Consider the following 24424-nt stretch of genomic DNA (forward strand, 5'->3'; position numbering starts at 1 on the left):
ACTCGGCGGTACCCGGTTTCATTGGTGCGAGATCACCCTAGAGCCCTCAAAAATGAAGAAACGCTTCTCCTAATCCACCCTTTCGGGTGGTTTAAACCTCAAAGCCGCTACCCTCTGCCACCGGATGATCCACTCAGTTCGGCGGCGCCGTGAAGGAGTACCCCTCGTCGATCAGCACCGGAAGGTAGGCCTTCAGCGCCGCCACTGTCTGCGACCGGTCCCCGCCGCCGTCGTGGTTGAGCACGATCGCCCCGGGCCGGACGTTCTTGAGGATGGTGTCGATGATCGACGAAGTCCCCGGCCGGGCCCAGTCCCGCGGGTCCACCGACCAGGCCATGTTCCGCATCCCGAGGTCGGCGGCGACCTTGAGCGAGTCCGCGGACCAGTCCCCGCCCGGGGCGCGGAACCAGGTGGGCTGCCGGCCCGTGGTCCGTTGCAGCAGGTCGGAGGTGCGCTCCAGCTCGTCCCGCACCTTGGTCTCGGACAGGTGCCGCAGGTCCGGGTGGGTCCAGGTGTGGTTGGCGATGTGGTGGCCGCGGTCCGCGATCTCCCGCACCAGGGCGGGGTGCTCGACCGCGTTCTCGCCGATCAGGAAGAACGTCGCCCTGATCCCGTGCTGCTCCAACAGCGCCAGCACGGTCGGCGTGTGCCGAGGGTCCGGGCCGTCGTCGATGGTGAGCGCCACCACCCGCTGCGCCGGGTCCAGGTCGTACACCGGCTTGGCCTCCGCCTCGGTGAGCACCCGGCGCACCGGCACCGTGCTCGGCACGGTGGCCGACGGGGAGCCGGACGGCACGGCGGCGGACGACGAGGCAGCAGACGGCGCCGCGGCGGACGACGAGGCAGCGGACGGCGCCGCGGACGGTGGCGGCGGCGAGGCCACCTCGAACGGCACGTCCGCCGGAGCCGCCGGGGCGGACGGGGCGGACGGAGCGACGGCGTCGGTCGCGCCCGCCCCGGCGCCGTCCGACCCGCCACCCTCCCCGCCACCCCAGGGGTTCCGACAGCCGGCGGCCGCCCCCAGAAGGGACATACCAGCCGCAACCAGCAGCAATCTTCGCGAAGTAATCTGACGATCTGACAGCATTCTGGATGCTTCCCCCGCCCGTCACCGCCCTTCCCCGGGGGCAACTCCGACGGACCCGATCACCACTCCGACGGCCCAAGGGCGCCGCCCGCACACTCCGCTTCCCGCGTTCTTCCATGGATCTTCCCCGACCGGACGTTCCACCTCCGCTGAGGACCGCTACGCTGTGCCTTCCCCCAGTGTGATGATCTGCCATCAGAGGACGTGGCCATGACGACAAGTCAGGACTCCCCCAGCCAGGGCCCGCAGGACGACGCCGCCGAGCTGAGCCAGTGGGAACGTTTCGGTGTCGACACCACCGCCCCGCACTCCGCCCGCGTGTACGACTACTGGCTGGGCGGAAAGACCAACTTCCCGCCGGACCGCGCCATGGGGCAGGCCATCGAACAGGCCGTGCCGAGCGTCAAGGAGATGGCCAAGGCCAACCGCGCCTTCCAGGGCCGGGCCGTCCGCTACCTGGCCCAGGAGCACGGCATCCGCCAGTTCCTCGACCTCGGCACCGGCATCCCGACCTCGCCGAACACCCATGAGATCGCCGAGGCTGTCAGCCCCGGGACCCGGGTGGTCTACGTCGACAACGACCCGATCGTGCTCGCCCACGCCCGCGCGCTGATGGTCTCCAGCCCGGCCAGCCGCACCACCTACATCCACGCCGACCTGCGCAAGCCCGAAGAGCTGTTCGCCGACCCGGCGCTCACCGCCACCCTCGACCTCACCCAGCCGGTCGGGCTGCTGATGATCGCCGTGCTGATGCTGATCGCCGACGCGGACGACCCCTGGGGCCGGGTCGCCGCACTGCGCGACGCCCTGCCGGCCGGCAGCTGCATCGCCCTGACCACCCCCACCCCGGACTTCGACCCGGAGGCCGTCGGCCAGGTCGCCGCGGCCGCCCGGGCCGGCGGGATGACCCTGGTGCCGCGTGGCTACGCCGACGTGGTCCGCTTCTTCGACGGCTGGGAGCTGATCGAACCGGGCGTCACCCCGGTGCTGGCCTGGCGCCCGGACGGCGAGCCGCCGGCCGACCCGAAGGCCGCGTACTACTGGGGCGGCGTCGCGATCAAGCGCTGACGCGCCACCGGGCGGGGCGGTACCGCCTGAGCCGTCCCGCCCGGGAGGTCACTTCAGCAGCCGTGACAGCCGCCGATCCGCCAGTGGTTTGCCCCCGGTCTGGCAGGTCGGGCAGTACTGGAGGGAGGAGTCCGCGAAGGACACCTCCCGGATGGTGTCCCCGCACACCGGGCAGGGCTCGCCGGTCCGGCCGTGCACCCGCAGCCCGAGCTTCTTCTCCGCCTTCAGCTCCCCCGCCGCCAGCCCGTGCGAGCGCTCCACCGCCTCGCGCAGCGTGCCACCGAGGGCCTCGTACAGTCGGGCCACCTCCTCCTCGGTCAGGCTCGCGGCAAGCTTGTACGGCGACATCCGGGCCGCGTGCAGCACCTCGTCCGAGTAGGCGTTGCCGACCCCGGCCAGCGCGCTCTGGTCCCGCAGCACTCCCTTGAGCCGGCGCCGGTCGTCGCGCAGCAGGGCGGCGAAGTCCGCCAGGGTGAAGGCCGGGTCCAGCGGGTCCGGGCCGAGGCGGGCCACCCCCGGCACCTCCGCCGGGTCCCGCACCACGTAGACCGCGAGCCCCTTCTTCGATCCGGCCTCGGTGAGGTCGAAGCCGTCCGCCGCCCCGCCCTCCAGCCGCAGTCGCAGCGCCAGCGGGTTCCGCGGGCTCGGCCGCGGCGGCTCGGCGGGCAGGCCGTCCTTCCAGCGCAGCCAGCCGGCCCGGGCCAGGTGGACCACCAGGTGCAGCCCCTCGGCCTCGATGTCCAGGAACTTGCCGCGCCTGGTCACCCGACCGACCGTCCGCCCCTCCAGCGCCGTCACCGGCGGGTCGTAGGTCTTCAGCGCGCTGATCGCCACCGGCTGCACACGGGCGATCACGCGCCCGGTCAGCCGCTCGGACAGGAAGGCGCTCAGCGCCTCCACCTCGGGCAGCTCCGGCATGCGCCCAGTCTCCCGCAGCCGTCCCCCGACCGCTCGCGCTCACTTCCGGCCCCCTTGTGCCCCCCCCCCACCGCCACCCGTCCCCCTTTGCCCGCCCCCACCCCGAGGCGCAGGCTGGAACCGAGGGAGGTGCCGCGCCACCATGAGCACCCTTGAGGAACAGATCGACATCGCCGCCCCCGTCCTCGCCGCCTGGGAGCAGCTGCACCGGGTGCACGAGTACCCGCAGTTCGTCGACGGCGTCCGCAGCGCCCATCCGCACGGCCGGAACCTCGCCCACCTCGGGGTGGCCGTCGGCGGCGCCGAGCGCTCCGTCGACACCGAGATCACCGACCGCGGCCGGGGCCGGGTGATGGCCTTCCGGACGCTGGACTCCCTCCGGCTGCGCGGCGCCTTCGCGCTGCGGCCGCTCGACGCCGGGCACACCCGGGTGCAGATCCGGGTGGAGTACGACCCGGAGGCGGTGCACCGGGAGTTCGGCGGGCCGCGCGGCTTCGCCCAGGCCGGGGCGATCGAGCGGGCGGTGCGCGAGGACCTGGACCACTTCCGGCAGCTGGTCGAGGCCCGGGTGAACACCCCCGACCATGACGCACCGGACCTCGCCCCCCACCCGTAAGCACCGTATAAGCCCAGCTCAGCGCGGGTGGTGAGGCTGTTCACAGCGCGCCGCCGGGCAGACCGTTCCACTTTCAACCTGTGGCAGACTCGGGTGCCATGGACAACGGCCCGGTCACCAGGACGCTCCGCGCGGCGGTCTTCGCCGCGCTGGTCGTGCTGCTCGCCGGGCTCGGCCAGGTGCTGGTCACCGGCCGTGCGCTGCCGGTCGGCCCGATGCTGCTGGCCTCGGCCGCCGTCTTCGCGGTGGCCTTCGCGCTGGCCGGCCGCGAGCGCGGCTACCCGGCGATCGCGGCGGTGTTCCTGCCGCTGGAGCTGGCCGCCGGCGCGCTGTTCGACCTCGCGCAGAGCTCCTGTCCCTCGCTGCCGCCCGGCGCCGGGCACGGCCTCCAGCCGCTGCTGTGCGGCGGCGGTTCGCTCGGCGGCTTCCTGCTCGGCCACGGCGTCTCCCCGCAGGTCGGCGTCCTGCTGCTCGTGCTGCTGCACACGGTGATCGCCCTGGCCGGCGCCTACTGGCTGCGCCGCGCGGACGCCGCGCTGTGCTGCCTGACCGGCGCCGTCCGGATGCTGGGCGGGTTCCTGCACCGCCACCTGCCGGCCGCCGCCCGCTGGCTGCGTCTGCTGGTCGCACCGCTGCCGGCCCGGCCGGTGGCGCGGGTGCCGTTCCCCCGGGCCAGCCGGACGCTGGTGCCCGCCGAGGACGTCGTCGTCCGCCCTGCCGTCCGGCGCGGTCCGCCGGTGTTCGCCCTGGCCGTCTGAGCCCCCGAGCCGCGGCACCGAGCCGTGGAGCTCCCGCCCGTTCAGCCGGCTGTCTCTCCGCCGCGCACGCCCCCGACCGGCCGCGCGTGCCTCCCCGTACACCCGAGAGCACAGGACGACGACACCCATGAGCAACACCCGCAAGACCGACCGGAAGACCTCCGCCACCGACCGGATGCGCACCGCCCGCGCCCAGGCCGAGCGCGCCGACAAGATCCGCCGCCGGGTGGTGGTCGGCGGCGCCTCCGCCGCCGTGCTCGCCCTGGTGGCGGGCGTGGCCTTCGCCGTCGGCGGCTCCTCCGGCTCCGGTGCGAGCGCCGCGAACGGCCCGCTGGTCGTCCCGGCCAACGCGAGCGGTCCGGGCGGCACCGTGATCACCTACGGCAAGGCCGACGCCCCGCACACCCTGGAGGTCTACGAGGACTTCCGCTGCCCGTTCTGCGAGCAGCTGGAGACCACCACCGGCAAGGCCGTGCAGCAGCTCGCCGACGAGGGCAGCTACAAGATCGAGTACCACCTGGCGACGTTCCTGGACAACAACCTCGGCGGCAAGGGCTCGCGCACCGCGCTGGCCGCCGCCGGCGCCGCGCTGAACGAGGGCGTGGACAAGTTCAAGCAGTTCCACGACGTGCTGTACGCCAACCAGCCGGACGAGCGCAGCGACTCCTTCGGCGACGTCAACCACATCCTGGACCTGGCCGGCCAGGTGCCCGGCCTGAAGACGGACGCCTTCGTGAAGGCCGTCCAGGACGGCACCTACGCGCCGTGGGCGGCCAAGGTCAACGAGGAGTTCAACAAGAGCGACGTCACCGGCACCCCGACCGTCAAGCTGGACGGCAAGAAGCTGGACGTCCTCACCAACGGCAAGGCCGTCTCCCCCGAGCAGTTCACCGCGATGGTCAAGCAGGTGACCGGATGACCGCCGGCGCCCCCGCCGTACGGCCCTCCTTCGGCGCGAGTCGCCCGTTCGCCTGGCTGCTGCTGATCGGCGGCGCGGTCGGTCTGTTCGCCTCGACGGTCCTCACCCTGGACAAGATCCGGCTGCTGAAGGACCCGTCGTACGTCCCCAACTGCAACATCAATCCGATCATCAGCTGCGGTTCGATCATGCGCAGCGAGCAGGCCGAGGCCTTCGGCTTCCCCAACTCGCTGATCGGGCTGGTCGCCTTCGGGGTGGTCATCGCGGTCGGCGCCGGGCTGCTCTCGGGCGCGGCGTACCGGCGCTGGTTCTGGCTCGGCCTCCAGGCCGGGACGGTGTTCGGCGTCGGCTTCGTGACCTGGCTGATGTACCAGGCGCTGTACCGGATCGGCGCGCTCTGCCCGTACTGCATGGTGGTGTGGGCCGCGGTGATCCCGCTGTTCTGGTACACCACGCTGCACAACCTGCGCAGCGGCGTCATCCCGGTGGGCCCGCGCCTGCGGGTGGTCGTCCGGGAGGCGGCCCGCTACCACTGGGTCGTCCCGGCGCTCTGGTACGCGGTGATCGCGCTGCTGGTCCTCAACCGGTTCTGGTACTACTGGAGCACCCTGATCTGATCCCCGTCCGCCGCCCTGCCGTTCCCCTGGGGAGGGCGGCGGACCATCCTCCCCGGTGGGATGCCATGCGACGCAGGATCGTTCTCTTCGTCTCCCTCTCGGTCGACGGCTACTTCGAGGGCCCGGACCACGACCTCGGTTGGAACCTCGTCGACGACGAGGTGCACACCCACTTCAACCGGGAACTCGCCCGAATGGGTGGTTTCGTATCCGGCCGGGTGACGCACGAGCTGATGGCCTCCTTCTGGCCCACCGCCGACCAGGATCCGGACGCCGACGCCCCGATGGCCGAGTTCGCGGGCATCTGGCGGGAGATGCCGAAGACCGTCTTCTCCCGGACCCTCGACCACGCCGACTGGAACACCACCATCGCCCGCGAGGTCACCCCCGAGTCGATCGCCGCCCTCACCGCCGGCCCGGGCGGCGACCTGTGCCTCAGCGGCGCGAACCTGGCCGAGTCCTTCCTGGCCCACGACCTGATCGACGAGTTCCGCCTCTACGTCCACCCCGTCGTCCTCGGCCGCGGCACCCGCTTCTTCCGCCCGACCGACCACCCCGTCCCGCTCGCCCTGAAGGACACCCACCGCTTCACCAACGGCGTCACCCTGCTCCACTACGAGCGCGGCGGCCCGTCACCCCTGGACGGGTGACGGGCCGCTCGCAAGCCGCTCCGAGGCTGCTCGGAGGCCGATCGGAAGCCTGCTCAGAAGACGTACGCCTCGACCTCGGCGAGGAGCTCGGCGCGGCGCCGCTCGTCGATGAAGGAGGCGCGGAAGGAGTTGGCGGCCAGCAGGCGCAGGGTGTCCTCGTCGAGGGCGAGGGCCTCGCGGACGGCGCGGAAGTTGTCCTCCACGTAGCCGCCGAAGTAGGCCGGGTCGTCGGAGTTGACGGTGACCAGCAGGCCGGCCTCCAGCATCTCGCCCAGCGGGTGGTCGGCGATCGTGTCGATGCAGCGTAGCCGGACGTTGGAGAGCGGGCAGAGGGTCAGCGGGATCTGCTCGCGCACCAGGCGGGCGACCAGTTCGCCGTCCTCCAGGCAGCGCAGCCCGTGGTCGATCCGCTCGACGCCGAGGACGTCCAGCGCCTCGGTGATGTACGAGGCCGGGCCCTCCTCGCCCGCGTGGGCGACCCGGCGCAGCCCGGCCTCGGCGGCCCGGCGGTACACCTCGCGGAACTTCACCGGCGGGTGGCCGACCTCGGCGGAGTCCAGGCCGATGCCCGCGATCCGGTCGAAGTACGGGCGGGCGGCCTCGAAGGTCTCCAGCGCGGACTCGGCGGACTCGTCCCGCAGGAAGCACATGATCAGCTGGGTGCTGATGCCGTACCGCTCCTCGCTGCGCTCCAGCGCCCGGGTCAGCCCGTCGACCACCATGCCCAGCGGCACCCCGCGGGCGGTGTGCGCCTGCGGGTCGAAGAAGATCTCCGCGTGCCGCACACCCTGCTCGGCGGCCCGGGCCAGGTAGGCGTCGGCGAGGTCGGCGAAGTCGTCCTCGGTGCGCAGCACGGCCATCAGCGCGTAGTAGAGGTCCAGGAAGGACTGGAGGTCGCTGAAGGAGTAGGCCTCGCGCAGCGCCTCGGTGTCGGCGTACGGCAGCTGGATGCCGTTGCGGGCGGCGAGCGCGAAGGCGAGTTCGGGCTCCAGGGTGCCTTCGATGTGCAGGTGGAGTTCGGCCTTGGGAAGCGGCATGTGCGATCTGTCCGAGCGTGAGCGGGCTGGACCCTCAGGTCTTGGAAGATTCATCCTATGAGCTGCCGGGCACCGGGGAGCGTTCTGGTCATCTCCCGCCGAAGGGTCGGCGCGGGGACGAACGGGTGCACCCTCGGCGGTCGGCAGGCACCCTGTAGGAGGGGACTTCCGCCGAGGAGGCACCGAGATGCGGCACGCCGACGACCCGCACATCCGGCCCGCGGGCATCTCCGCGCACGCCCTGGGCAACGACACGCTCCTGCACGAGCTGGAGCAGCTGCACCGCACGCGCCACGAGACCTTCCTGTACGGCTCGGAGGAGGCGCTGAAGCGCCACACCCTGCGCACCGGGGAGCTGGAGGCCGAGTACCTGCACCGCTTCCCCCACCGGCAGACCACCGCCGGACGGACCAGGGCCGGTGCCCGGGCCCGGGAGGCGGCGGCCCGGGTGGAGTCGTTGCCGGAGTAGCCGGAGCAGCGGAGTAGCGGAGTAGAGGAGTAGCGGAGCGACCGGGACCGGGCGCACACCGACGGCGCACCGGCCGAACACCGGCCGCACGCCCGCCCGACGGGACACGCCGGGCGCGCCGTGGCGTGCCCGGAGCCGGGCCGTCGGGGAGGGTGTGAGGGCAGACGCAGCGGACCCTGACCGCACCGGACCCGAACCCCTCCTGGGAGCCCCGCATGCCCATCGCCAGCGTCAACCCCGCGACCGGCGAGACCGTCAAGACCTTCGAACCCCTGGACGCGGCCGGCATCGAGCGACGGCTGGCCCGCGCCGAGGCCGCCTTCCACAGCTACCGCGGCACCTCCTTCGCCACCCGCGCCGCCCTGCTGCACCACGCCGCCGATCTGCTGGACCGGGACCAGGAGGCGGTCGCCCGGATCATGACCGAGGAGATGGGCAAGCCGCTCGCCGCCGCCCGCGCCGAGGCCGCCAAGTGCGCCAAGGCGATGCGCTGGTACGCGGACAACGCCGAGGCGCTGCTCGCCGACGAGCACCCGGCGCCGGCCGACGTCTCCGACTCCGGCGCCGCCCGCGCCTACGTCCGGTACCGCCCGATCGGTCCGGTTCTTGCCGTCATGCCCTGGAATTTTCCGTTCTGGCAGGTGATCCGGTTCGCCGCTCCCGCCCTGATGGCGGGCAACGTCGGCCTGCTCAAGCACGCCTCCAACGTGCCGCGCACCGCGCTGGCGCTCGAAGAGCTGTTCCAGCGGGCCGGCTTCCCGGAGGGCTGCTTCCAGACCCTGCTGATCGGCTCGGGCGCGGTCGAGGGCGTGGTCCGGGACAGCAGGGTCGCCGCCGTCACCCTCACCGGCAGTGAGCCGGCCGGGCGCGCGGTCGCGGCCGCCGCCGCGGACGTGGTGAAGAAGGCCGTCCTGGAGCTGGGCGGCAGCGACCCGTTCGTCGTCCTGCCGAGCGCCGACCTGGACGCCGCGGTGCGCACCGCCGTCCGGGCCCGGGTGCAGAACAACGGCCAGTCCTGCATCGCCGCCAAGCGCTTCATCGTGCACACCGACGTCTACGACCGCTTCACCGCCGCCTTCACCGAGGCGATGCGCGCGCTGAGGATCGGCGACCCCATGGACGAGGGCACCGATGTCGGCCCGCTGGCCAGCCGCCAGGGCCGGGACGACCTGGAGGAGCTGGTCGAGGACGCCCGCACCCGCGGCGCCCGGGTGGAGTGCGGCGGCAGCCGCCCGGAGGGCTGGGACACCGGCTGGTTCTTCGAGCCGACCGTGCTGACCGGCATCACCCCGGCGATGCGGATCCACCAGGAGGAGACCTTCGGCCCGGTCGCCACCGTCTACCGGGTGGCCGACCTGGACGAGGCGGTGGCGGTCGCCAACGACACCCCGTTCGGGCTCAGCGCCAACGTCTGGACCACCGACGAGGCCGAGCAGGAGCGCTTCGTCCGGGACATCCAGGCCGGCGGGGTGTTCTTCAACGGGATGACGGCCTCCCACCCGGCGCTGCCGTTCGGCGGCGTCAAGCGCTCCGGGTTCGGGCGGGAGCTGTCCGGGCACGGGATCCGGGAGTTCTGCAACGTCACCACGGTGTGGATCGGCTGAGCCCTCCCGGATCCGTGCCCAGACCCCTACCGGATCCGTGCTCAGACCCCTACCGGGTCCGTGCTCACCCCGGCCGGGTCAGGACGCCACCCGGTGCCTGCCCGGTCCGGGGGTCATCCAGCGGGCGACCACCCCGCCCATGGCGATCACCGTCAGGCCCCAGAAGATCGCCATCGGCACCAGCACCGGCAGCAGGCTGACCTGGACGGCGATCATGGCGAGGCCGATCGAGAGCGCGATCATGAACGTCACCACGGTGGGGCTGAGGCTGAGCAGCCAGTGCCAGACCCGGTGCCCGAAGCCACGGCTCCGCCGGGCTTCGGGGCCGGCGTGGGCTTGGGCCTCGGCCTGGGCGTCGACTTCCTTGTAGGTCAGCAGGTCCATCGGGATCGCCTCCAATGCCGGACGGCTGGATGGGAGGAACGCCTGGCCCCGGGGAGGGTCAGGAGGCCTTGCGGGGGGTCGTGGACTTCCGGGTGGTGGTCTTCTTCGCCCCCGAGCCCTTCCCCGAGCTCTCCCCCGAGCTCTCCCCCGAGCTCTTCGAAGCCGCCTTCGGGGCGGCTCTCCCGGCGGTCTTCTCGGCGGGCTTCCCGGTGGCCTTCCCCCCGGTCTTCCCCGCTGCCGGGGCGCGCCTGCGCGGCGCGGGTTCCCCCTCCTCGGCCTCCGCCCCGGCGCCCCGCCCGCCCTTGGCCTGCCTGAGGCTGCTGCGCAGCGCCTCCATCAGGTCGATCACGTTGTCCGGCGCCTCGCCCGGCTCCTCCTCGTGCGGGACCTCGACGCCCTCCAGTCGCGCCGTGATCACCTGCTGGAGCGCCTGCTGGTAGTCGTCGTGCAGCTGGGAGAGGTCGAAGTCCTCGGAGAGGGTGTCCATCAGCGACCGCGCCATCTTGAGCTCCTGCGGCCGGACGGTGACGTCCTCCTCGGGCCCGATGCCGGCCGACGGGCGGACCTCGTCGGGCCAGATGCAGGTCTGGAGCACCAGGGTGTTGTCGTGCACCCGCAGCACCGCGGGCGACTCCCGGGTGCGCAGCGCGATCTTGGTGACGGCGATCTGCCCGGACTCGGTGAGCGCGTCGCGCAGCAGCGCGTACGGCTTGGCGGCGGCCTTGTCGGCGACGCCCACGTAGTAGGCCTTGGAGAACATCAGCGGGTCGATCTCGCCCTCGTCCACGAAGGCCAGTACGTCGATGATCTTCTTGCTGGGCAGCGGCAGGTCGGCCAGGTCCTCGTCGGAGAGCGTGACGGTCCGCCCGTCGGGAGACTCGTACCCCTTGGCGATCTCCGCGTACGGGACCTCCTTCTCCTCCCGCTCGCAGTACCGCTTCATCCGCACCCGGCCGCCGTCCTTCGCGTGCACCTGGTGCAGCGGGACGTCGTGCTCCTGGGTCGCGGAGTACAGGTGGACGGGGATGCTGACCAGCCCGAAGCTGATCGTCCCCTTCCAGGTGGTCTGCATGGGGCCGCTCCTCCGACATGCCCCCGACGTCATGCCCCCGGGAGTCCCACTGTGCCCGGATTCGCGCGGATCGGCCACACCGCACCGACGGCGGTTCGGTCACACCGCGCCGACAATGGGCCGAGGAGGTCGATGCGGATGACCGTCCGGAGCGGGGAGGACCCGGCCCAGGCGCCGCCGCCGGAGCGGTACGGCTACCTGGTGACGTACGCGGTGCGGGGCGAGCCGGGCGTCCGGCGCGCGGAGGTGACGGTGGTGCCCGGATACTCGCAGGAAGAGGACATCCCCCGGATCCTGGCCGCACGGCTGACCGGGGACGCGGCGGACGCGGCCGCACTCACCGTCCTCGACCTGTGGCCCATCTGACCGCCAGCCGCGGCCGATTTGAGCCCCTACAGAGCTTGAAACCCATTGGATCACTGACGATGTGTCAGATCTGAGGTTTTCATGCCACCTTTCCATCCACTCTGACCAGGCCTTTTATGTCCGGTAAGCGAACAGTTACCAAATGATTGTTCCGATCATCGGCACATAGAAGTTAGGTTGCGACGCAACGCGTGGGTTTGTCCCCCACCCTCCGGTGCATCGAGCCGAGGGATACACCGCGCGCTGGAAAGGCACAGGGCACCCTAGATGAGTGCGGACACCACCAAGCCGATGACGGCTACCAAGGTCCCCCACCAGCCGAATCCGGTCGGACACGGCGGCGACGGCCACCTGAAGGCCGGACTCAAGAACCGCCACCTGTCGATGATCGCCATCGGCGGTGTGATCGGCGCCGGCCTCTTCGTCGGCTCCGGCGCGGGCATCGCGACCACCGGCCCGGGCATCCTGCTCTCCTACACCATGGCCGGCGTGCTGGTCGTCCTGGTGATGCGGATGCTCGGCGAGATGGCCGCGGCCGACCCGCAGAGCGGCTCGTTCTCGGCGTACGCGGACCGGGCGCTCGGCCGCTGGGCCGGGTTCACCATCGGCTGGCTGTACTGGTTCTTCTGGGTCGTGGTGCTCGCGGTCGAGGCGACGGCCGGCGCGAAGATCCTCAACGGGTGGATACCCGGCGTGCCGCAGTGGGGCTGGGCCCTGATCGTGATGGCCGTGCTGACCGCCACCAACCTGTTCTCGGTGGCCTCCTACGGCGAGTTCGAGTTCTGGTTCGCCGGGATCAAGGTCGTCGCGATCGCCGCCTTCCTGGTGATCGCCACCCTCGCCGTCTTCGGCGTGCTGCCGGGCACCCACGCCGTCGGCGCCACCAACCTCACCGGCCACGGCGGCTTCCTGCCACACGGGGTGGGCGCGGTGTTCACCGGCATGCTCACCGTGGTCTTCGCCTTCATGGGCAGCGAGATCGTCACCCTGGCCGCCGGCGAGTCGGAGAACCCGGAGAAGGCGGTCAGCAAGGCCACCAACAGCGTCATCTGGCGCATCGGGATCTTCTACCTGGGTTCGATCCTGCTGATCGTCACCCTGCTGCCGTGGGACTCCGCGGACGTCCAGGCGAACCCGTACGTGGCCGCGCTGAACCACATCGGCATCCCCCACGCCGGCCAGGCGATGGACGTGATCGTGCTGACGGCCGTGCTGTCCTGCCTCAACTCCGGGATGTACACCGCCTCCCGGATGGCCTTCTCGCTCGGCCAGCGCGGCGACGCCCCAAAGTCCTTCGCCACCGTGACCTCGCGCGGCGTGCCCCGGGTGGCCATCCTGGCCTCCGTGGTGTTCGGCTTCATCGCGGTGTTCCTCAACTACACCTCGCCGGACACGATCTTCGCCTTCCTGCTGAACTCCTCCGGCGCCGTCGCGCTCTTCGTCTGGCTGGTGATCTGCTTCTCCCAGCTGAAGATGCGCAAGATCATCGAGCGTGAGCAGCCCGAGCGGCTGACCGTCCGGATGTGGCTGTATCCGTACCTGACCTGGACGGCCATCGGCATGATCGGCTTCGTGGTGGCGTACATGTTCACCGACGCCGGCGGGCGCAAGCAGATGTACCTGTCGCTGGTCGCCGCAGCCATCGTGCTGGCGGCCTCGGCCGTGGTGGGCCGACGGCGGCGGGCCGCGGCGGCGGTGGCGGGCTCCTGACCCGCCAACCCCGCGCGGAACGCCGGGCCCGGGAGTCGATGCGGAGACTCCCGGGCCCGGCGCCGTCTTCCGGCCCCGGCCCGGTCACAGGCCCGTGGCCGCCCACTCACGCTGCGTCGACATCGAGCCGGTAGACGTGTGAGCCCGCCCACAGGGGGTTCGCCATCCACGATCCCCGATAGTGGACGAGCGGCCCTCACACCCCTCCCCGGCACCGCCGAGGCCGTCCGGCTCGGCCGTCCACGGCCGCGCCGCGCCTGAAGAACGCAGGCCATCGCGGCCGTCGCCCTTGTGTCCCGCTGCCGCGCGCCCGTCTCGACCCCCATTGGACAATTCGGGCAAACATCACCAATCCACCGCCGGGACCCTCCGCGAACACCCCACGGCCACTACCCGACGTAGTAGCGAACGCCTTTGCCAGCCGCCGCCGGCCCTGCCAAGAATGGCCCGTCGCCAGGCAGCGCCGGCCGGCCATCTCCGCCGCGCAGCCCGTCCGCCCCGTCGCTTCCGCCGGGGCACCACGGCCGTCCAGGGCGGCCGCACGATCCCGCTCACCCGGGGTCCACGCGATGCCCCGCCCCCGGTACCACCGGCCCGGCCCCCGACGGAGAAGGATCGTCCGCTTCATGCAGCTCAGCACCAAGCTCGGCAAGCTCAGCCATGCCCGCCGCAACTCCCTGATCACCGGTGTCGCCACCCTCGTGGTCGCCGGCGCCGCCACCGCCGCCCTCGCCATCCCGCAGGTCGGGAACCCCGCCGAGGCCGCCCCCGTGGCCGCCGTCTCGGTGGACGGCGAGCTGGTCGCCGACCAGGGCCAGGCCGACACCGCCGCCGCCGAGCAGGCCGCCCAGGAGGCGCGGGCCAAGGCCGAGGCGGACGCCGCCCAGGCGCAGGCAGACGCCCAGGCCCAGGCCGAGGCGCAGGCCCAGGCGGACGCCAAGGCCAAGGCCGACGCCGAGGCCGCCGCCTCCCGCTCGCAGGAGCGCCAGAACCTCGACGCCGCCCCGGCCGCGTACTCCGGCACCCCGCAGCAGATCGCCGCGCAGATCGTCCCGGCCGGCCAGCTCCAGTGCTTCAGCAACATCGTGTACCGCGAGAGCAGCTGGAACCCGCTCGCGGTCAACGCCTCCTCCGGCGCCTACGGCCTGGTCCAGGCCCTGCCCGGCACCAAGATGGCCTCCGCCGGCGCCGACTGGCGCACCAACCCGGCCACCCAGATCAAGTGGGGCCTGAACTACATGAACACCCGCTACGGCAGCCCCTGCGCCGCCTGGGCGTTCTGGCAGACCCACCACTGGTACTGATCGTCTCCCCGGGGCCCGCGACGCACCCCGCGTCGCGGGCCCCGGAACGCCATCCGCCCGAAGGCCGAACACCCCCTGGCCCGTGAACAGACGCGAGACGCGCCCCGCCCACGGTTCGGGTCAGAGGGTGCTGGTGATCATGGTGCCGGTGTGGTTTCCGGGGATGGAGGTGAGGTCGAGGGTTTCGGGGGCGGCCCAGGTGCCGTCGGCGTGCCGGGCGGTGAGCAGGACCTTGTTGTCGCTGGTGGCGATGGCGAACTGGGCGTCGGTGTCGACCGGGGCGGCGCTGATGCTGGTGCCGGTGATGTTCCCGATCACGCCGCCGAGGGAGGCGATGGGCTGCCAGCTGCCGTTGGCGTAGCGCAGGGTGTGGTACTGGCCGTCGCTGGCGATGAGGGCGAGGTTGAGGTCGCTGTTCTGGCGGGAGATGGCGACGGCGGTCACGGGCGCGGTGGCGCCGGCGGCGTCGGCGACCGATCCCCACCTGCTCCAGTTTCCGCCGGCGTTGCGCAGGGTGTGGTAGACCTTCCCGCCCGACACGGCCGCGATGTGGAGTTCCCCGCCGGCGGCTCCGGCGGCGGAGATCGAGGTGATGCCGGTGAGCGGCCCGGTGACGTCGGTGACCACCTTGAACGAGGTCCACTGGCCCCCGGCGTTGCGGACGCTGTGGAACAGGATGCCGTCCGCGACGACGACGACGTGCAGGTCGCCGCCGACCGGGGAGATGGTGACCTGGGTGATGTTGCCGAGGTCGGAGACGGTGGTGTTGAGGTCGACGAACTTCTGGCCCCAGCCGCCGTCGAGGTTGCGGATGGCGTAGTGCAGGTGTCCGTCGCCGCCGAGCGCTATGACATGGGTGTCGGCGTTGATGCCGGCCGTGGAGACGGCGCGGACGCCGCCGATGTTGCCGGCCGTGGCCTGGACGTCCTCGTACGGGGTCCACGAGCCGTCGTACAGACGGGTCGCATGGTAGAGGCTGTTGTTGCTGCGGATCAGGGCCTGGGTCTTCCAGCCCATGGCCTTGGCACGGGTCTGCTGTACCCAGCCGGCGATGTCGTCGACGCGGGTGTTGTAGGCGCCGGTGCGGGTTTCGGTGGCGGGGGTGCCGAGGCAGCCGCCCTGCCAGGAGCGGGAGGCGACGGCGACGAGCTCGGCCTTGCCGTTGACCTCGCGGATCACGGGGGCTCCGGTGTCGCCCTTGCAGATCGCGGCGCCGCCGGTACCGGTGGTGCCGATGCCCGCGGGGTTCACCGTGTCGACCGAGAACGCCCCGGTGTGGAGCTTGAACGGCACCCACTCGTCCTTGGTCCGCCCGTACCCCGGTACCCGCAGCGTCTGCCCGACGGCGGGTGCGGCAGCGGCGACCTTCACCGGGGCGATGCCGTCGACCGGCGTGGCGAGGCGAGCCATCACGAGGTCCCGGTCGGCGTGCGGCACCAGCTCGGCGATCTCGGAAGTCCTGCCGCCACCCGTGGCCAGGTCGGTGCGGCCGACAGTGGCGATGGTCTTCCACTTCGGCGCGCCGGCCGCCAGGGCCCGCGGCTGCGCGGTGTCGTCGGCGAAGCAGGAGGCGGCGGTGAGCACCCAGTTCCGGTCGACCAGTGCACCGGTGCAGGCCCGCAGGTTGTCACCGATCGCCAGGTGCGTGGTGAAGGCGTAGGAACCGTCGGCGGCCACGCCACCGGAGACGGCACCGGCCGGGGCGAAGGTGGCCACAGTGGCGGCAGCCGTGGCTGCCGCCAGCACGCCGGCCCGCCGGGAACGGGACGGGGACTTGTGGGACATGAGCGGGTTCTCCTTGCGACGCTCGGGAGGGGCACCCCACGGGTACGGGGGTGTGGACGGGTTCATCGAGGATGGTGCTCGGGTCGGCTCCGCGCCCACCGGAACACGGCCCGCCCTGCGGGCGGCAGGGCGGGCCCACCGGGTCTGCTGCGAGTCAGGACGCGGCGTGGGGCGGGTCAGCCGGTGGTGGCGGCGGTGATGGCCTTGACGCCGGCGGCACCGCCGGGGACCTCACCCCACGGAGTCCATCGACCGGCGTTGTAGTCGGCGTCGCGGTTGTAGACCTTGTCGTCCTCGTTGATGACGACGACGTGGACAACGTTGCCCTCGGCGCTGCTGGTGATGGCCTTCAGCTTGTTCTCACTGATCTTGGTCCACGCAGGGTCCCACCGGCCGGCGTCGAAGTTGCCGTTGGTGCTGTAGAGGGAGCCGTCGGAACCGATGATCTGAAGGTCGACGATGTTGCCACGGGCGGCCGCCGTGATGCCCTTGACGTCGGCGGCACCGCCGGGGATGTCGCCCCATCGGGTCCAGCTACCGTCGAGCTTGTTGTCGCGGGTGTAGACGTGACCGTCCTCGTTGATGACGAAGACGTGGACGACACCATCGGCGGTGGCGGCGCTGGTGACGGCCTTCAGGTTGTTGGTCTCGACCCGTTCCCAGGAGCCGACCCACCGACCGGCGGCGTAGTCCGCCCGAGTGCTGTGGAGGGAGCCATCGGAACCGATGATCTGCAGGCTGACGGTGTTGCCACGGGCGGCCGCCGTGATGCCCTTGGCCCCGGCGGCGCCGCCGGGGACCTCACCCCACGGGGTCCAATTGCCACCGACCTTGCCGTCCCGCGTGTAGACGCGGCCGTCGGAGCCGATGACGAAGACGTGCACGGTGTCACCGATGGCAACCGAGTCCACGGCGGTGATCGCACCGCTCGGGACGGGCGACCAACTGCCGAGCCAGCTCCCGGCCTTGTAGTCGGCGACGGTCTCCCACAGCCTGCTGTCCGAACCGATCGCCTGCACGTGCAGGCCAGGCTTGACTTCCACCGTCCGGGAGCGCAGGACGTGCACCCAGTCGCCGAGGTCGTCGACGCGGGAGCTGTAGGCGCCGGTGCGGGTCTCGGAAGCGGGCACGCCCAGGCAGCCGCCCTGCCACGAGCGGGAGGCGACGGCCACCAGCTCGGCCCTGCCGTTGACCTCACGGATCGCCGGAGCGCCGGTGTCGCCCTTGCAGACCGACGAACCGCCGGTACCGGTGGTACCGATGCCCGCCGGGCTCACGGTGCCGATCGAGAAGACACCGGTGTGCGGCTTGTTCGGGATCCACTCGTCCTTGGTCCGCCCGAATCCGGGAACGCGCAGGCTCTGCCCGGCGGCCGGGGCGGCGGTGGCCAGGGGCAACGGGGCGATGCCGTCGACGGCCGTGGCGAGGCGGGCCATCACCAGGTCACGGTCGGCGTGCGGAGCCAGCTCGGCCACCTCCACGGACTTGGAGCCGACCGTCACGGTGGTCCTCCACTTCGGGGCACCCCCCGCGAGGGCCTGCGGCTGCGCCGGATCGTCGGCGAAGCAGGACGCCGCGGTGAGCACCCAGTACCGGTCCACCAGGGAACCGGTACAGGCCCGCAGGTTGTCACCGATCACCAGGCGCGCGGTGAAGGCGTAGGTGTCGTCGGCCGCCGCGTCACCGGAGACGGCACCGGCCGGGGCGAAGGTGGTCAGTGTGCCGACGGCAGCGGCAGCGGCCGCGGCCAGGGCGCCTGCCCGACGGCAGCGGAACGAGGAGTTACGAAGCATGGGTGTTGTTCCAACCATGAGGACGAATAGAGGGACGGCTGTCAGCCGGTGACGGTCAACTCGACGACGGCCGTCGGGCTCGCACCGATGCCTTCACCGACTCCCTTGAAGCCGTCCTTGGCGACGTCGAGGGTTTGCGTGGCTCCATCGGCGGTGAGGCCGACCCGGACGGCGCGGCCGTCGGCGGTCTGGACCGCGAACACGTCGGCCAGTTGGAGGGAGAGAGACCCCGTCGCAGCTGCGACGGTGAAGCAGATCTTGTTGTCCGGGTTGCCTGGGGCCCGGGTCCAGATCTGGATCTGCGAGGGCTCCGCGCAGTCACCGAGGCGGATGCGTCCGTCGCCGCGCAGCAGCTTGACGCGGGAGACCGTGTCGGCACCGGGGTACGAGAAGTCCTCGACGGCCGACGGCGCGGTGGAGTTGTCGGCCACGGGCGGAGCGGTATCCGCTGAGGCGAGTTGAGAGGCTCCTCCGACCGCTGCGGCGGTCACCGCAACGACGGCCAGCCACCGGCCCGCCACCGTACGGCCGAGCTTCCTCGCCTTGCGGAGGGGATTACGGGTCACCTGGGACTCCATCAGAAAAGTGAGCGGGAAGCCGGAGGAGGTCAGCCGGTGACACGCAGTTCGAGCAGCGTGGTCGGCACACGGTTGGAGCTGCTTCCCATGCCGATGCTGGCGGTGTCGTTCTTGGGGACGTCGACGGTGCGGGAGACCCCGTCGGCCGTCACCTTCGCGTTGACCGGGCGCCCCTGCGTGGCGATCAGGAACGTGTTGGGAACCTCGACGGCGAGGTAGCCGGTGCTCGACGTGGCCCGGAAGCAGATCTCGTTGCCCTTGTCGTTCGGCACGTCCAGGCTCAGAACCCGGATCTGCCATGCGGTGGCGCAGTCGGTCAGCATGATGTGGCCGTCTCCGCGCAGCAGCTTGACGTTGCCGTACGGGGACTCGCCGGGGTGGGCGAAGTCCTCGACCGCCGGCGGCGCTGCGGAGTTGTCGGCCGGGGTGACGTCCGCGACCGCGAGAGCCGTCGCCGCGAGGGTGACGCTCGTCGCGACGGCTCCGGCCGCGAACCACCTGGCTGCACGAGAGTGCATGGAATTCCTCTCAATGGTCGATCGGGCGCCTTGCCAACCGGCTCTCCCGATCGATATCCGTGATCTTGCGGTGCCTGACAGATCCTTCGTGAATGTTCGTCCAGGAAGGAAGCTGATGGTCAGGCCAAGATGGCAATGTGCAGGCAAATGATAGGCCATCAACAGCACCAATCTGACGCACCGATGCCGAACAGCGGAGCCCTGACCTGCAGCGCATGCAAGTTTGACCACTCAAGGAACTATATGTGCAGAGTGTCCGATTTGATCGGTTTTCAGCCGGTCCCCCGACTCTCGGATCTGACCTGAAGTCAAATACCCGAGGCCGTGATTATCGATATCACTCAGCTCCGGTATACGCTCCGCGGCGACGGATAGTCAGTCAAAGATTGCAGCGGAGGACCCCCATGCGAAGCCTTAACGTTCGTTCACGCAGAGGGGGGAGGAATGGGATTTTGACACTACGTGCACTGTGTCTTCGGCTCGTGCCCTTGACACTTGTGAGCGGCCTGCTCGGCAGCGGCCTGCCGGCCCTCGCTGCCGAGCCCTCGCCTTCGCCCGGGTCCCAGGAGAGCGACCGGGCTCGCACCGTGGCTGCCTGGCTGTCCGGCGGCCCGACCGTCCAGACGCTCGCCGAGGCGGCGCTGGTCGGGTCGGACCAGGACGTACGCCGCTTCCTCGACACCGAGCTGGCGGGCGCCATCCACACCGACCAGCTGCTCAACGTCGCCCAGATCCTGGACATCGGCGGCCCCAAGGTCCGCGAGCTGGCCAACAAGGCGATCGCCGGCAGTCCGGCAGAGCTGAACACGTTCCTGGACAGTGGCTGGAAGCCCGCCCTGGAAACCGACCAGCGAGTCTGGACCGCCCGGACCATCGACGGCGCGGGCCCCGGGGTCAGAGCCGCGGGTCAAGCGGCCCTCAACGGCACGATCGACGACGTCAAAGCCTTCCTGAACGAAGGTCAGTACGTAGCTCGCGAGGCGGACGACCGCGTCAAGCTGGTCCAGATCCTCAGCGCCGGTGGGTCGAACACCCAAGCCGCGGCCCGCGCTGCGCTCAACGGCTCCATCGAGGACGTCCGGGAGTTCCTGACGTCAGGGCAGTACGTGGCCCAGAACCGCGACCAGGAGCGGGCGAGCATCGCTCAGCTCGCCCTGCAGGCCCAGAGCGCCAGCGACCAGGCGGTGAACGAGACCAAGGCGGCGGTCGAGGCCTCCAACAAGGCCGTCGACATGGCCCAGCGGGCGAAGGACGACGCCGCCAAGGCTGCGAAGGAGACCCAGGAGGCGGGGAACGACGCCGTCAAGGCCGGCATCGCCGCCGACCGGGCCGCGGACGCGGCCACCCGGGCCGCCAGCGCCTCGCAGACGGCCATCGTCGCTGCCCGTGCGGCCAACGGCTCCGCTCGCACCGCCGCCCACGCAGCCTCGCAGGCCGCTGCCGCCGCATCTGCGGCTTCGCAGGCAGCCGCCCGCGCACGCAGCGCCGCCGCCGCCGCGGCAGGCGATGCGAGCAAGGCCGCCGCTGCCCGTGAGGCCGCCGAGGCCGCCGACGCCGCGGCCAAGATCGCCAAGGACTCCGACACCGCACTACAGCACGCCCAGAACGCGGCGAGCGAGAGCAAGAACGCGGCCGCGGCCGCCTTCAGCGCCGGTGGGAACGCCGACGCCGCCGCCGGCTCGGCAGCGCAGGCCGGCGCCGCCGCCAACCGCGCGGGAGCCCAGTCCACCAAGGCCCAGCAGGCCGCCCAGGCCACCCAGCGCCACGCCGCCGAGGCGACCCGCGCCGCCGCGGCCTCGCAGACCCTGGCAGGCGAGGCCGCTCAGGCCGCCGCCGACGTCAGGACGCTCCTGGAGTCCGCCCGGTCCCACGCCGCGGCCGCCGCCCAGGCCGCCCGGAGCGCCGCCGACCACGCCGGTCAGAGCGCCAATGCCGCACAGGACTCCACTGTCCACGCGGACGCGGCCGCAGGCTTCGCGAAGGAGGCCAAGGAGGCTGTCGACAAGGCCAACACGTTCCAGGGCCTGGCCCGCCGCACCGAGGCCGAGGACCTCAGGAGCCGCACCGCCGCCGCGACCGAGGTGGCCGCGGCCGAAAAGGTCGCCGAGTCCGAGAAGCGGGACGAGGTCGAACGGGCCCAGCAGGAGGTGCAGAAGGCCAAGACCGAGGCCGTCCGTCTCGCCCAGGCCTCCGCGCAGCCCGGCGCCACCCCCGAACAGGTCGCCACGGACGGCCGGAAGCTCGCTCTGCTCTCACGCAAGATCTCCGGCCCCTGGGGAGCCGCTGCTGCCGAAACGGCGTTGTCCGGCCCCGACACCGCCGTTCTGGCCTACGTCAAGTCCGGCCGTGCCAAGGCAGCCGAGCAGGACGACCGGGAACAGGCCGCGCATCTGTACGAGACCTCGGAGAACCCCGCGGTTCGCGCCGCCGCCTTCACCGCCCTCGAAACCGACGCCGCCGGCGTCACCGCGTTCGTGACCACCGGCCAGTACCAGGCCGCCGCACCCGAGAACCGCCTTCAGATCGCCAGGGTCATCGACAAGGCGGGCCCGGCCGTCAAGGCCGCCGGTCAGGCCGCCCTGGCGACCAACACGCCCGAGGCCCTGCGGGACTTCCTCGACAAGGGGCTGACCGACGCCCAGGCCGCCGACGACCGCCTCACGGTGGCCCAGCTCCGGGACTCACCCGGCGACGAACGCAGAGCGGCGGCCCTCATCGCCCTCAACGGTACGACGGCCGCACTGCGCGCCTTCGTGGCCGAAGGCCAGTACACCGCCCAGCGCAAGGATCAGCTGGCAGCCGTTCACGTCGCCGACGTGACCGCTCTGATCGCCCAGGCCTCCGCCGCCTCCGCCCGCGCCCAGCAGGTCGCTGCCGAGGCCCAGCACGCCGCCGCTGTTGCCCGCGACGCCTCGGACCAAGCCAACGGCTACGCCGCCGACGCCCGGCAGGCAGCCAGTGCGGCCGCTGACTTCGTCGCCACGGCAAAGGCCGCCGCCGACCGGTCGCAGGCCGAGGCCGCGAAGGCAGCCGCGGTCGCCAAGGCAGCCAAGGCGGCCGAGGCTTCGGCCCGCCGGAGTGTGGCTCAGGCCCTCTACTCGGCCAAGCAAGCGGAGTGGTCCGCGAACCGCGCACAGCTGAGCGCCAACGACGCGTACGGCTCCGCCGCCGCAGCGAGGGCATCAGCGGTCGCCGCCGGCAAGGACGCGACTGCCGCTCAGGCGGCTGCCGAGGAGGCGTTCGGCGCTTACCAGACCAAGTACGAGGCCGAGCAGCAGGCCGCCTGGGAAGCCGAGCAACAGGCCCAGCTGGAGGCCGATCAGCAGGCGATGGACGAAGCGGCCGCCAAGGCCAAGCAGGACGCCGTCGCGGCGATCGAAGACGAGATCAAGAAGCAGAAGCAGAAGAACGACGACGCGAACTCCCTCTACCGCATCATCTCGGAAGGCATCCACTTCACCCTCGATACCATCGGCGGTGTCGGCGGTATCTTCGCACCGGGTCTCGCCGACATTGCGGACCTGATCAACTGCGCCTACTACGCGGTCGAGGGGAAGGCCGGCAAGGCTGCGGAATCCTGCCTCGGCGCCATTCCCATCGTCGGCGACGCCGCGGCGGTCGCCAAGTTCGTCCAGTGGACGAAGAAGTTCGGTGGCTGGGGCAAAAAGGCAGCCGAGTTCATCGAGAAGCTCTTCGAGCGCGTCCCGAAGTCGTGCCCGATTCCGGTTCGGAACAGCTTCCCCGCAGGTACGCGGGTGCTCATGGGAGACCGCACCAGTCGCCCCATCGAAGCGGTCAGAGCCGGAGATCTGGTCCTGGCCGCCGACCCGCGAGCCACATCGACGGCGTCGCGGCGGGTCGAGGCCACCATTTACACGCCGGACGACCAGGACTACACCGACATCACCCTGTCGGACGGTGGCTCACTCACCAGCACGGACCACCACCCGTTCTGGTCCGACAGCCGCGGGGCCTGGACCGACGCCGGCGATCTGAAGCGTGGCGACACGGTCCGCGACCCTGCCGGGCAGTCGTGGCGGATCGAGTCCGTCCGGCACCACAGCACCCTTCAGCCCGCCTACAACCTGACGGTCGAAGGCCTCCACACGTACTACGTGCTGGCCGGGGCCACGCCCGTACTCGTTCACAACTACAACGTCACCGGTGTCGGCTGCGGCGATGTGCCCGGACTGGGAGGCTCGATCCCCACCCGCCAGCCGGCCACTGTCGGAAACGCCGGTGGGAGCACGAACTACCGTCAGACGTTCTACAACGCCAACCCCGGAAGCCAGGGGAATGTCTGGGTCCACCACGCGATCGAGCAGCAGGTCCTGACCCGATACCCGAACCTGTTCTCACCGGACGAGATCCACTCGCTGGAAAATCTGCGCGGCATTCCCAAGGGCGTGGTGAACAGCCGGGTCCACCTGAGCGCCATTCGAAACATGTGGAATGAGTTCTACGCATTGCACCCGTCGCCGTCGAAGAAGGATGTGCTAGATTACGCGACCAGGGTCGACGACGAACTGGGGCAGTGGTTCGCTCCCCGAATACGGTGAATGGAGCCCTTGTGGGTACGCACTACCTGGTGAATCCCGAGGTCGCCGGAGGACTTGGACCGGAGACCGTCATGGACTCCACCACCCACCCTCCGAAGGTCTCGCGACTCCACTACGAGGTCATCGACTGGCTGGGCGACTCCATCGTCCAGACCTTCCCCTGTTACCTCGTCCTGCGCGGCGTCGCGCGCCGGTTCGAATCGGAAGGATTCACGGGATTCCGCACGAGCGAGGCGACCGTCTCGGCGTCCGAGGACTTCCACGAGCTGAATCCCGAAGGCGAGATCCCCGACCTCGTGTGGCTGCTCGTCGACGGGGAGCCCGGGGTGGCCGACCTCGGACTGACCGACAGGGCGCAGCTCGTCGTCAGCGAGCGGGTCCTCGACGTCCTGAAGTCCGAGGCCCTCAGCGTCGGCACGTTCTCCCCCTGGACGACGTGATCACGCCGGTAAAGGCACAACAGAACTGAACATCTCCCGAGGCCCCGCCGACCACGGCGGGGCCTCGCCGTCGTTCCGGTCGCCGCCCCGCTCGGCACCCGCGGCCCCAGAGAGTCCGCGTCGCGGGCCCCGAGGCGCATCGCCGCAGGTCGGAGCCGTGGACACGGCCGGA

The 24424-nt window shown here is 71.3% G+C and carries 22 protein-coding genes; 13 read left to right on the forward strand and 9 right to left on the reverse strand.

Annotated features, from left to right (window positions below; translation table 11 throughout):
- Positions 1-133: 133 nt before the first annotated feature.
- Complete coding sequence (locus QWJ13_RS00695; protein ID WP_316519810.1) at positions 134-1033, reverse strand: polysaccharide deacetylase family protein; 900 nt, start codon at positions 1031-1033, stop codon at positions 134-136.
- Positions 1034-1297: 264 nt separating this feature from the next.
- Here QWJ13_RS00695 and QWJ13_RS00700 point away from each other — a divergent pair, with 264 nt between their 5' ends.
- Positions 1298-2155 carry an SAM-dependent methyltransferase gene (locus QWJ13_RS00700; protein ID WP_316519811.1) on the forward strand — a complete coding sequence of 286 codons (858 nt, stop codon included), beginning with the start codon at positions 1298-1300 and terminating at the stop codon, positions 2153-2155.
- A gap of 48 nt (positions 2156-2203) precedes the next feature.
- Here the strand turns inward: QWJ13_RS00700 and QWJ13_RS00705 are convergent, their stop codons facing one another.
- Positions 2204-3073 carry an Fpg/Nei family DNA glycosylase gene (locus QWJ13_RS00705; RefSeq protein ID WP_316519812.1) on the reverse strand — a complete coding sequence of 290 codons (870 nt, stop codon included), beginning with the start codon at positions 3071-3073 and terminating at the stop codon, positions 2204-2206.
- 142 nt (positions 3074-3215) lie between these two features.
- On the opposite strand from QWJ13_RS00705, the gene QWJ13_RS00710 reads away from it, so the two are divergent.
- The 5 genes from QWJ13_RS00710 to QWJ13_RS00730 all read left to right on the forward strand — a co-directional run bounded on the left by QWJ13_RS00710 (position 3216) and on the right by QWJ13_RS00730 (position 6633).
- A complete protein-coding gene (locus tag QWJ13_RS00710) occupies positions 3216-3689 on the forward strand; it encodes an SRPBCC family protein (protein ID WP_316519813.1) in 474 nt (157 codons plus the stop codon).
- A 98-nt stretch (positions 3690-3787) separates the two neighbouring features.
- Positions 3788-4447, forward strand: coding sequence for a hypothetical protein (locus QWJ13_RS00715; protein WP_316519814.1), 660 nt, complete (start codon positions 3788-3790; stop codon positions 4445-4447).
- 127 nt (positions 4448-4574) lie between these two features.
- Positions 4575-5366, forward strand: a complete 792-nt coding sequence (locus QWJ13_RS00720) for a DsbA family protein (protein ID WP_316519815.1) — start codon at positions 4575-4577, stop codon at positions 5364-5366.
- Positions 5363-5983, forward strand: coding sequence for a vitamin K epoxide reductase family protein (locus tag QWJ13_RS00725; protein ID WP_316519816.1), 621 nt, complete (start codon positions 5363-5365; stop codon positions 5981-5983). Before QWJ13_RS00720 ends, QWJ13_RS00725 begins: the two co-directional genes overlap by 4 nt.
- Positions 5984-6048: 65 nt before the next feature.
- Entirely contained in the window at positions 6049-6633 is a 585-nt protein-coding gene (locus tag QWJ13_RS00730) for a dihydrofolate reductase family protein (RefSeq protein ID WP_316519817.1), read from the forward strand.
- 53 nt (positions 6634-6686) lie between these two features.
- On the opposite strand, the gene QWJ13_RS00735 is transcribed toward QWJ13_RS00730, so the two are convergent.
- The gene (locus QWJ13_RS00735) at positions 6687-7670 is read right to left on the reverse strand and encodes an adenosine deaminase (RefSeq protein WP_316519818.1); all 984 of its coding nucleotides are present in this window, start codon (positions 7668-7670) and stop codon (positions 6687-6689) included.
- A gap of 187 nt (positions 7671-7857) precedes the next feature.
- On the opposite strand from QWJ13_RS00735, the gene QWJ13_RS00740 reads away from it, so the two are divergent.
- Positions 7858-8139 (forward strand): DUF6158 family protein, encoded by a 282-nt coding sequence (locus QWJ13_RS00740; RefSeq protein ID WP_316519819.1) that lies wholly within the window; start codon positions 7858-7860, stop codon positions 8137-8139.
- 215 nt (positions 8140-8354) lie between these two features.
- Entirely contained in the window at positions 8355-9743 is a 1389-nt protein-coding gene (locus QWJ13_RS00745; RefSeq protein WP_316519820.1) for an NADP-dependent succinic semialdehyde dehydrogenase, read from the forward strand.
- A gap of 78 nt (positions 9744-9821) precedes the next feature.
- Here the strand turns inward: QWJ13_RS00745 and QWJ13_RS00750 are convergent, their stop codons facing one another.
- A complete protein-coding gene (locus QWJ13_RS00750) occupies positions 9822-10127 on the reverse strand; it encodes a hypothetical protein (protein WP_316519821.1) in 306 nt (101 codons plus the stop codon).
- 58 nt (positions 10128-10185) lie between these two features.
- Positions 10186-11199 (reverse strand): non-homologous end joining protein Ku, encoded by a 1014-nt coding sequence (gene ku / locus QWJ13_RS00755; RefSeq protein WP_316519822.1) that lies wholly within the window; start codon positions 11197-11199, stop codon positions 10186-10188.
- 138 nt (positions 11200-11337) lie between these two features.
- Between ku and QWJ13_RS00760 the strand changes: the two genes are divergently transcribed.
- The 3 genes from QWJ13_RS00760 to QWJ13_RS00770 all read left to right on the forward strand — a co-directional run bounded on the left by QWJ13_RS00760 (position 11338) and on the right by QWJ13_RS00770 (position 14579).
- Positions 11338-11565: a hypothetical protein gene (locus tag QWJ13_RS00760; protein ID WP_316519823.1), complete on the forward strand. Its 228-nt coding sequence runs from the start codon at positions 11338-11340 to the stop codon at positions 11563-11565.
- Between the two features lie 291 nt (positions 11566-11856).
- Entirely contained in the window at positions 11857-13275 is a 1419-nt protein-coding gene (locus QWJ13_RS00765; protein ID WP_316521583.1) for an amino acid permease, read from the forward strand.
- 626 nt (positions 13276-13901) lie between these two features.
- Positions 13902-14579: an aggregation-promoting factor C-terminal-like domain-containing protein gene (locus tag QWJ13_RS00770; RefSeq protein ID WP_316519825.1), complete on the forward strand. Its 678-nt coding sequence runs from the start codon at positions 13902-13904 to the stop codon at positions 14577-14579.
- A 120-nt stretch (positions 14580-14699) separates the two neighbouring features.
- Here QWJ13_RS00770 and QWJ13_RS00775 read toward each other — a convergent pair whose 3' ends face one another.
- From QWJ13_RS00775 to QWJ13_RS00790, 4 genes are all read right to left on the reverse strand, one after another.
- Complete coding sequence (locus tag QWJ13_RS00775) at positions 14700-16364, reverse strand: trypsin-like serine protease (protein WP_316519827.1); 1665 nt, start codon at positions 16362-16364, stop codon at positions 14700-14702.
- 176 nt (positions 16365-16540) lie between these two features.
- Complete coding sequence (locus tag QWJ13_RS00780; RefSeq protein ID WP_316519828.1) at positions 16541-18157, reverse strand: trypsin-like serine protease; 1617 nt, start codon at positions 18155-18157, stop codon at positions 16541-16543.
- Between the two features lie 41 nt (positions 18158-18198).
- On the reverse strand, positions 18199-18588 hold the full coding sequence (locus tag QWJ13_RS00785) for a hypothetical protein (RefSeq protein ID WP_316519829.1): 390 nt from the start codon (positions 18586-18588) through the stop codon (positions 18199-18201).
- 176 nt (positions 18589-18764) lie between these two features.
- On the reverse strand, positions 18765-19253 hold the full coding sequence (locus tag QWJ13_RS00790; RefSeq protein ID WP_316519830.1) for a hypothetical protein: 489 nt from the start codon (positions 19251-19253) through the stop codon (positions 18765-18767).
- A 497-nt stretch (positions 19254-19750) separates the two neighbouring features.
- Here QWJ13_RS00790 and QWJ13_RS00795 point away from each other — a divergent pair, with 497 nt between their 5' ends.
- Both QWJ13_RS00795 and QWJ13_RS00800 read left to right on the forward strand, forming a co-directional pair.
- Complete coding sequence (locus tag QWJ13_RS00795) at positions 19751-23812, forward strand: polymorphic toxin-type HINT domain-containing protein (protein WP_316519832.1); 4062 nt, start codon at positions 19751-19753, stop codon at positions 23810-23812.
- Positions 23813-23883: 71 nt separating this feature from the next.
- Positions 23884-24252 (forward strand): hypothetical protein, encoded by a 369-nt coding sequence (locus QWJ13_RS00800; protein WP_316519833.1) that lies wholly within the window; start codon positions 23884-23886, stop codon positions 24250-24252.
- Positions 24253-24424: the final 172 nt, after the last annotated feature.

Origin of the sequence: Kitasatospora brasiliensis, from assembly GCF_032654805.1 — a bacterium.
Taxonomy (GTDB): domain Bacteria; phylum Actinomycetota; class Actinomycetes; order Streptomycetales; family Streptomycetaceae; genus Kitasatospora; species Kitasatospora brasiliensis.

Bases quoted from the DNA above. Each gene is read 5' to 3' on its own strand.
- QWJ13_RS00715 (WP_316519814.1), top strand. From the start codon at position 3,788: ATGGACAACGGCCCGGTCACCAGGACGCTCCGCGCGGCGGTCTTCGCC.
- QWJ13_RS00775 (WP_316519827.1), bottom strand. From the start codon at position 16,364: ATGTCCCACAAGTCCCCGTCCCGTTCCCGGCGGGCCGGCGTGCTGGCG.
- QWJ13_RS00790 (WP_316519830.1), bottom strand. From the start codon at position 19,253: ATGCACTCTCGTGCAGCCAGGTGGTTCGCGGCCGGAGCCGTCGCGACG.
- QWJ13_RS00800 (WP_316519833.1), top strand. From the start codon at position 23,884: ATGGACTCCACCACCCACCCTCCGAAGGTCTCGCGACTCCACTACGAG.
- QWJ13_RS00770 (WP_316519825.1), top strand. From the start codon at position 13,902: ATGCAGCTCAGCACCAAGCTCGGCAAGCTCAGCCATGCCCGCCGCAAC.
- QWJ13_RS00750 (WP_316519821.1), bottom strand. From the start codon at position 10,127: ATGGACCTGCTGACCTACAAGGAAGTCGACGCCCAGGCCGAGGCCCAA.
- QWJ13_RS00710 (WP_316519813.1), top strand. From the start codon at position 3,216: ATGAGCACCCTTGAGGAACAGATCGACATCGCCGCCCCCGTCCTCGCC.
- QWJ13_RS00735 (WP_316519818.1), bottom strand. From the start codon at position 7,670: ATGCCGCTTCCCAAGGCCGAACTCCACCTGCACATCGAAGGCACCCTG.
- QWJ13_RS00695 (WP_316519810.1), bottom strand. From the start codon at position 1,033: ATGTCCCTTCTGGGGGCGGCCGCCGGCTGTCGGAACCCCTGGGGTGGC.
- QWJ13_RS00765 (WP_316521583.1), top strand. From the start codon at position 11,857: ATGACGGCTACCAAGGTCCCCCACCAGCCGAATCCGGTCGGACACGGC.
- QWJ13_RS00780 (WP_316519828.1), bottom strand. From the start codon at position 18,157: ATGCTTCGTAACTCCTCGTTCCGCTGCCGTCGGGCAGGCGCCCTGGCC.
- QWJ13_RS00740 (WP_316519819.1), top strand. From the start codon at position 7,858: ATGCGGCACGCCGACGACCCGCACATCCGGCCCGCGGGCATCTCCGCG.
- QWJ13_RS00705 (WP_316519812.1), bottom strand. From the start codon at position 3,073: ATGCCGGAGCTGCCCGAGGTGGAGGCGCTGAGCGCCTTCCTGTCCGAG.
- QWJ13_RS00720 (WP_316519815.1), top strand. From the start codon at position 4,575: ATGAGCAACACCCGCAAGACCGACCGGAAGACCTCCGCCACCGACCGG.
- QWJ13_RS00730 (WP_316519817.1), top strand. From the start codon at position 6,049: ATGCGACGCAGGATCGTTCTCTTCGTCTCCCTCTCGGTCGACGGCTAC.
- QWJ13_RS00760 (WP_316519823.1), top strand. From the start codon at position 11,338: ATGACCGTCCGGAGCGGGGAGGACCCGGCCCAGGCGCCGCCGCCGGAG.
- QWJ13_RS00745 (WP_316519820.1), top strand. From the start codon at position 8,355: ATGCCCATCGCCAGCGTCAACCCCGCGACCGGCGAGACCGTCAAGACC.
- QWJ13_RS00725 (WP_316519816.1), top strand. From the start codon at position 5,363: ATGACCGCCGGCGCCCCCGCCGTACGGCCCTCCTTCGGCGCGAGTCGC.
- QWJ13_RS00700 (WP_316519811.1), top strand. From the start codon at position 1,298: ATGACGACAAGTCAGGACTCCCCCAGCCAGGGCCCGCAGGACGACGCC.
- ku (WP_316519822.1), bottom strand. From the start codon at position 11,199: ATGCAGACCACCTGGAAGGGGACGATCAGCTTCGGGCTGGTCAGCATC.